General features: G+C 26.7%; 9 protein-coding genes and 3 tRNA genes. All 12 read left to right on the forward strand.

What is annotated here, in order from left to right:
* Window positions 1–374: 374 nt before the first annotated feature.
* The 12 genes from ACI3VO_RS04380 to ACI3VO_RS04435 all read left to right on the forward strand — a co-directional run bounded on the left by ACI3VO_RS04380 (window position 375) and on the right by ACI3VO_RS04435 (window position 5671).
* Window positions 375–884: a hypothetical protein gene (locus ACI3VO_RS04380; RefSeq protein ID WP_439756754.1), complete on the forward strand. Its 510-nt coding sequence runs from the start codon at window positions 375–377 to the stop codon at window positions 882–884.
* 125 nt (window positions 885–1009) lie between these two features.
* Window positions 1010–1597 (forward strand): HNH endonuclease, encoded by a 588-nt coding sequence (locus tag ACI3VO_RS04385; RefSeq protein ID WP_439756755.1) that lies wholly within the window; start codon window positions 1010–1012, stop codon window positions 1595–1597.
* Window positions 1598–1602: 5 nt separating this feature from the next.
* Window positions 1603–1674, forward strand: a tRNA-Gly gene (locus ACI3VO_RS04390).
* 199 nt (window positions 1675–1873) lie between these two features.
* A complete protein-coding gene (locus ACI3VO_RS04395) occupies window positions 1874–1996 on the forward strand; it encodes a hypothetical protein (RefSeq protein ID WP_439756756.1) in 123 nt (40 codons plus the stop codon).
* A gap of 127 nt (window positions 1997–2123) precedes the next feature.
* Window positions 2124–2834, forward strand: a complete 711-nt coding sequence (locus ACI3VO_RS04400; RefSeq protein WP_439756757.1) for an HNH endonuclease — start codon at window positions 2124–2126, stop codon at window positions 2832–2834.
* A gap of 265 nt (window positions 2835–3099) precedes the next feature.
* Entirely contained in the window at window positions 3100–3438 is a 339-nt protein-coding gene (locus ACI3VO_RS04405) for a hypothetical protein (RefSeq protein WP_439756758.1), read from the forward strand.
* On the forward strand, window positions 3425–3616 hold the full coding sequence (locus ACI3VO_RS04410; RefSeq protein WP_439756759.1) for a hypothetical protein: 192 nt from the start codon (window positions 3425–3427) through the stop codon (window positions 3614–3616). Before ACI3VO_RS04405 ends, ACI3VO_RS04410 begins: the two co-directional genes overlap by 14 nt.
* A gap of 282 nt (window positions 3617–3898) precedes the next feature.
* On the forward strand, window positions 3899–4222 hold the full coding sequence (locus ACI3VO_RS04415) for an OmpA family protein (protein WP_439756760.1): 324 nt from the start codon (window positions 3899–3901) through the stop codon (window positions 4220–4222).
* Between the two features lie 31 nt (window positions 4223–4253).
* Window positions 4254–4325: transfer RNA gene (locus ACI3VO_RS04420), tRNA-Glu, on the forward strand.
* A 325-nt stretch (window positions 4326–4650) separates the two neighbouring features.
* Window positions 4651–5187 carry a hypothetical protein gene (locus ACI3VO_RS04425; protein ID WP_439756761.1) on the forward strand — a complete coding sequence of 179 codons (537 nt, stop codon included), beginning with the start codon at window positions 4651–4653 and terminating at the stop codon, window positions 5185–5187.
* A complete protein-coding gene (locus ACI3VO_RS04430) occupies window positions 5187–5585 on the forward strand; it encodes a ribonuclease H family protein (protein WP_439756762.1) in 399 nt (132 codons plus the stop codon). Before ACI3VO_RS04425 ends, ACI3VO_RS04430 begins: the two co-directional genes overlap by 1 nt.
* 13 nt (window positions 5586–5598) lie before the next feature.
* Window positions 5599–5671, forward strand: a tRNA-Lys gene (locus tag ACI3VO_RS04435).
* Window positions 5672–5676: the final 5 nt, after the last annotated feature.

Genomic DNA, 5676 nt, shown 5'->3' on the forward strand with positions numbered 1-5676 from the left:
AACTATTAGGAATGGACGAGTTTACATTAAAGCATAAGGTACAATGAAAGATTTTTTAATATCTATTTTACTGTTTCCATTAGTTATATTAGATTTAATTATATCTAAACTATCTAATGGCAAACATGAAATTTTTGACTATAATAACATAACACGGGGAGAATATGACAAATAGAATTTTTTATTTATGTGTATATATCTTGCAGTGGCTAGCTAGCAAGCTTAATATAACTTATCAAACTATAAACGTTTGGATATTTTGTATTATTTGGCCTATAGTCACAATAGTATTAATTATATTATTAATTATTTAATATCAATTGCAAGTTAGACTCCCAAAAACACAGGATAACTATTTTTAATCTATAAATATTATGAAAAAACTAATATCCTTAATTAAATGGTTTATAGAAAGAATATTAAGTATTTATGAACCCTTACAAGAATATTTATTAGATGTATTTAGAAAAAACATTCAGATTCCATTATATAAAAAGTTAAACAAGCCTATAGAACCTAAAATACTAACAGAATCTCATTTTAATAAATCCTTTCTGAATAAATTAAAATCTATTAGTAAGGAACAATTAGATATTAAAGTTCCCAATTGGAAAGATAAAGTAAATAATGGAGAAGCAGTAATAATTTCAGTAATAGGTTCTGATTATTCAGATAATTATGGAACTGTTATAGGATTTAGTCCTAAGAAACAAATCGAATTTGTATTAGGTGGTTTTTATGTAACTGCAACTAAAAGCTATATACTTTGTACAGATAAATATGATTTTAGTTCCAATAATCGGATTATAAAGAATTTAAATACTAAAGAATCTGATCCAGATAACGAAAAAATACATATAAGAATAAAAATGAAGATAGGATAATCCTAAATATAAAAGCAGGTATCGCCTAATGGTTAGTGCGACAAAATTAACAAAATTTAACATAATCGAACTTTGAAATCTCGTTTATTTTCATTATCTTTGTAAGATTAAAAATACAAAGAATTATGGAAAGTAAATGGATTAAAGAAAAAGAAATTTTAGAAAAACTTATTACAGACGGAGTAACTTATGAAGAAATAGGAAAGAGATATAATTGTACAGGAAACAACATAAAGAAAGTAGCTCGCAAATTAGGTATAGAACTACCACAGAGAAGAAAGATCAATCCTAATGAAACTTTTAATAAAGGAAAAACTAAACATATACCTAAAAAATGCCCTTATTGCGGAAAAGATATATTAGGAAAATCTGAATATTGTAGCACAGACTGTAGAACAAAATATAAAAGAAAAATTTATATAGAAAAATGGAAGTCTGGAGAATATTCTGGAGTTATAGGAAAAGACGACATTGCTCTTGCAATACGGGATTATATTAAATCAAAATATAATAACTCTTGTCAAATATGTGGTTGGAATAAAATTAATCCCTACACTGGATTAGTTCCTCTTAATATACATCATATTGATGGAAATTGCTTAAATAATAAGGAAGATAATTTGCAATTATTATGTCCTAATTGTCATAGTCTAACTGAAAATTTTGGGTCTAGAAATAAAAATTGTACAAGAGTAGATAAAAGAGCTAGATAATTTATGCAGGTATAGTATAATGGTTAGTACACAGGATTTCCATTCCTAAGATGACAGTTCGATTCTGTTTACCTGCTCCGTTCCGTCTGCCTTATTAGACGTAAACAATAAGGATGTGATCATACAGCATGATAGTATGTCCTAGCGGGGTTAATGCTCCTAATAGTTGAAGGTTAATGTGAACTAGTATTCCATTTTGATCATTTTCTTGGATGCTTAAAGTAGAAAATGACAGAGCCTAACGGTGAATAGAAAGTATTATTTATTTCATTGTAATTGAACGGTTATTTAGTTATAAATAGTACTTTCTTTTTAATTAATAATATTATGGACGAAAAAGAAATATTTGAAGACCAGATTGCTGATTACTGGATAGATTATTATAAATCAGCAGAATAATATGCGGTAGCCTATTTTAACACTTCATAGTAACTCTATTTCTTTAACTAATTTTAACATAATCGAACTTTGATAGTATTTTTAATTTTATTATTTTTGTAGTACAAAACTATAAAATAATAAAAATATGAAAAATACAAAAAGGAGTAAATGGGAATCAGAAAAAGATAACTTAAAGCGGTTAATTTTAGATGAATCACTTAGTTATGAAGAAATTGGAAGAAGATATGGATGTTCTGGTAATAACATTAAAAAGGTAGCAAAGAAATTAGGAATAAGTCTTCCTAAAAGAAGAGCAATTAATTCTTTAGAAACTTTCAATAAAGGTTTGTCTATAAAAAAGGATTTTAGCGTTACTAATGCTTCTCAATCTTTTGTTAACCAAGTTTCAGATGAAGAATTTATAAAGATAATAAATAATAGTACTGGATGGAAAGAAATAGCATCTGCATTTGGTTACAAAAGTGCTTTAGGCTCTAATGTTAAGGAGCGAATCCTAAATAGATGCTCCTTCTTAAATATAAAACCTAATATAAAAACTACTATATCTACTTTATCTAGAACTAAAGGAGAACTATTAAATATAAGAAAAAATTATCAAAGCTATAGAAGTAGCATAAGGAAATTAGCAGAAAAAGTTTATAAAGATTCAGGAAAAAAATTTAAATGTGCTATATGTGGATACGATAAACATATTGAAATAGCTCATATAAAGGCAGTATCTGATTTTCCAGATGATGCTTCAATAGCAGAAATAAACAATATAAATAACTTAATCGGACTCTGTCCTAATCATCATTGGGAATTTGATAACGGAATCTTAAAACTAAATACTTAAATAAACTACGCAGGTTCGAGTCCTGCTTCCGCAACTATTAAGGAACTTTGGCAGACATGCGCTGACTGAAAATCCAGTTAGTATGGTTCCGCATTAGATAACTTACAGCAATTTATTCACAATATTATATTATTGATACTTGTACAGAATTAAGGTAGTTATCTGTTTATAAGAATACATACAGCAAATTTTTATTAAGCAACAATCTTTTAAGTATCATCAGCTTGTATTCTGTTATTTTAAATAAATTAAATTTTATATCAATATGAAAACGTACACTAAAGAAGAATTTATTGAATTAGTAAATTCAGGAGACTTTAATATTATTGAAGAATCTCTATTAGAAGATGAAGGATGGGAATATGATGAAATATCAGGAGATTATACTAATCCATTTGATGAGGATTCTATAGCTATTAATGATTCTCTATTCTCTTTAGAAACATTTAGTATGGATAATGTAAAAGAAATAGACATGTCAGATAATACATTTAAATTAGAAACAGAAGATATAGAAGAATGGTTTCCTATGGGAGTCATTGAGAAAGAAGAACATTTAATAGAACCAATAAAATTAGATATTCCAGATTATGAAGAATTATAAAAAATATAGTGTAGGAGATAGAGTATTAATTATATACTCTCATAGAAATGATTTAAACTTGGAAGGGATTATTAGAGAAGTAAGACCTAGTTTCTGTAAAATAGAAACAGCAGTAGGAATAAATAATCATACTTATGGACAATTTAAGAAAATAGAAAATGAAGTTGATGTTTCTTAAAGGGAAGAAGAGCTGGGTTTGTGAATCTTTTCCTATTACTAATGCACGATTTAATGAACTATTAGATAACTTGTCTCCATCAGGAAGTATATATACTAAAATTACATTTCATAGTTATACAGAAGAATTAAGAGGGAATCTTTTAATAAGAATAGATGAGGATTCAGATAATAAATTATATTTAGTATATATTAAAGGTGAGTATTTTAATACAATAAGTATTTGTAATTCATTTTTCAAACAATATAACATTAATCCAGAAGTTATTAAATTTCATATATTATGATAACTTTATTATCATTAATTATTCCAATCGCAATACATTTTGGTTTTAATTCAAGTAATATAGAAGAATATCAAAAGTTAAATATAGAGAATATAGCAATTTATTTAAAGGACAATCCGGATTGTAAATTATATATAATAGGTTATTCTGATTTAGTAGAAAATAGTGATAAATTAAGTGAAAATAGAGCTAAAAATGTAAAAAGAGAATTAATTAAATTAGGTGCTCGTGATAATCAATTAATTACAGTAGAAGAAGGAATAAGGGTTCAAAATTATGAAAGGAACAATTGGAATAGAGTAGTTATAATTACTGATTAAATACTAGTTGTGAAACTAGTATTTATTATAAGCTCCTATCGTCTAATGGTTAGGACTATGCTCTTTCGAAGCATGAATTGGGGTTCAATTCCCCATAGGAGTACATATAGGATGTCACACTAGTAGAAGACTTACAGCAATATTATAATTTGATATATCTGCAAAATTAAAACAAATAAAAGTCTTCAGTTTATTTTCTATGACTAGAGCTAAAAAATATATAATACTTAGAGATTAAAACAAAGATTATGATTTTATTAATATTATTTGCGGCAATATGTATAGAATTATTCTTTAATCCAAGAATAGATCTTACTTATAAAGGAGATATTATACTATGGTATAATAACTTTAAAAAACAGAGGGATTATATTTTTCTATTTAAAATAGAAGAATAAATAATATAAACTTATTAAATTTAAATGATTATGAATAAAGTAATAGAGATTATTGACACATTAGAGAATTGGGATTTAATTAGAACTGATAAAGGATCTGTAGGATTATTTTTTGATGATGCTATTCATTCTCATGATACTATTAGTATGGGGGATAATGTTGCAGAAATTAAACATGGTGTAGTAGATTTAAACGTAATCTGGAATACTGCTCCAGAAAATGATACTGTATTTATTGGAGTAAGCTATGAAGCTGATATAAAAGATTATCATAAAGTCATTCAATACTATGAAGATGATGATATTAATATTGTAGAATATGATCAATTTTCCCCAGTAGAACTTAATAACAAAAAGTTAGTAGAGGCTACAGAACATGTAATTGTACCCCCTTCTGATTTCTGGGATAATCATATTATCGGCAAAGGATTATTTAATCAAATTCAAGAAAGAGCTAAAGCTGGAAAAACTTCTAATATCTTTGTAAATGGTGATGTAGTTCCTGTTAAGGCAGTATATGAATTAAAGGGAGATGATTATACAAAAGCAGCAGTAGTAATTTTTTAATGTACACAATAATAACTGATGGTGCCTACTCCTCTATAAGAAATCAAGGTGGAGTAGGCATTATAATTTTAGATCAAGATGGTGATGAAGTATTAGAATATAGTAAAACATTCATTAATACAACTAATAATCAAATGGAAATGTTAGCTTGTATTATAGGAATGGAATCTATTTCAGAACCAGAAGATATAACAATTATTACAGACTCTCAATATGTAATTGGTTGTGCTACTTTAGGATGGAAAAGAAAGAAAAATATAGAATTATGGGAAAGATTTGATAAAGCAATGGGTTTCCATAAATCTGTTAAGTTTGAATGGGTTAAAGGGCATTCAAATAATCCTTATAATATAAGATGTGACAAATTAGCTGTAGTAGCTAGTCAAATTAAATTATAAATAATATTTTGATGTCTCTGTAACTCAGTAGGTCAGAGTATTATACTTTTAATATAAGAGTCTGGGTTCAAATCCCAGCAGAGACACTAAT

Origin of the sequence: Intestinibacter sp., from assembly GCF_051866655.1 — a bacterium.
Taxonomy (GTDB): Bacteria; Bacillota; Clostridia; order Peptostreptococcales; family Peptostreptococcaceae; genus Intestinibacter.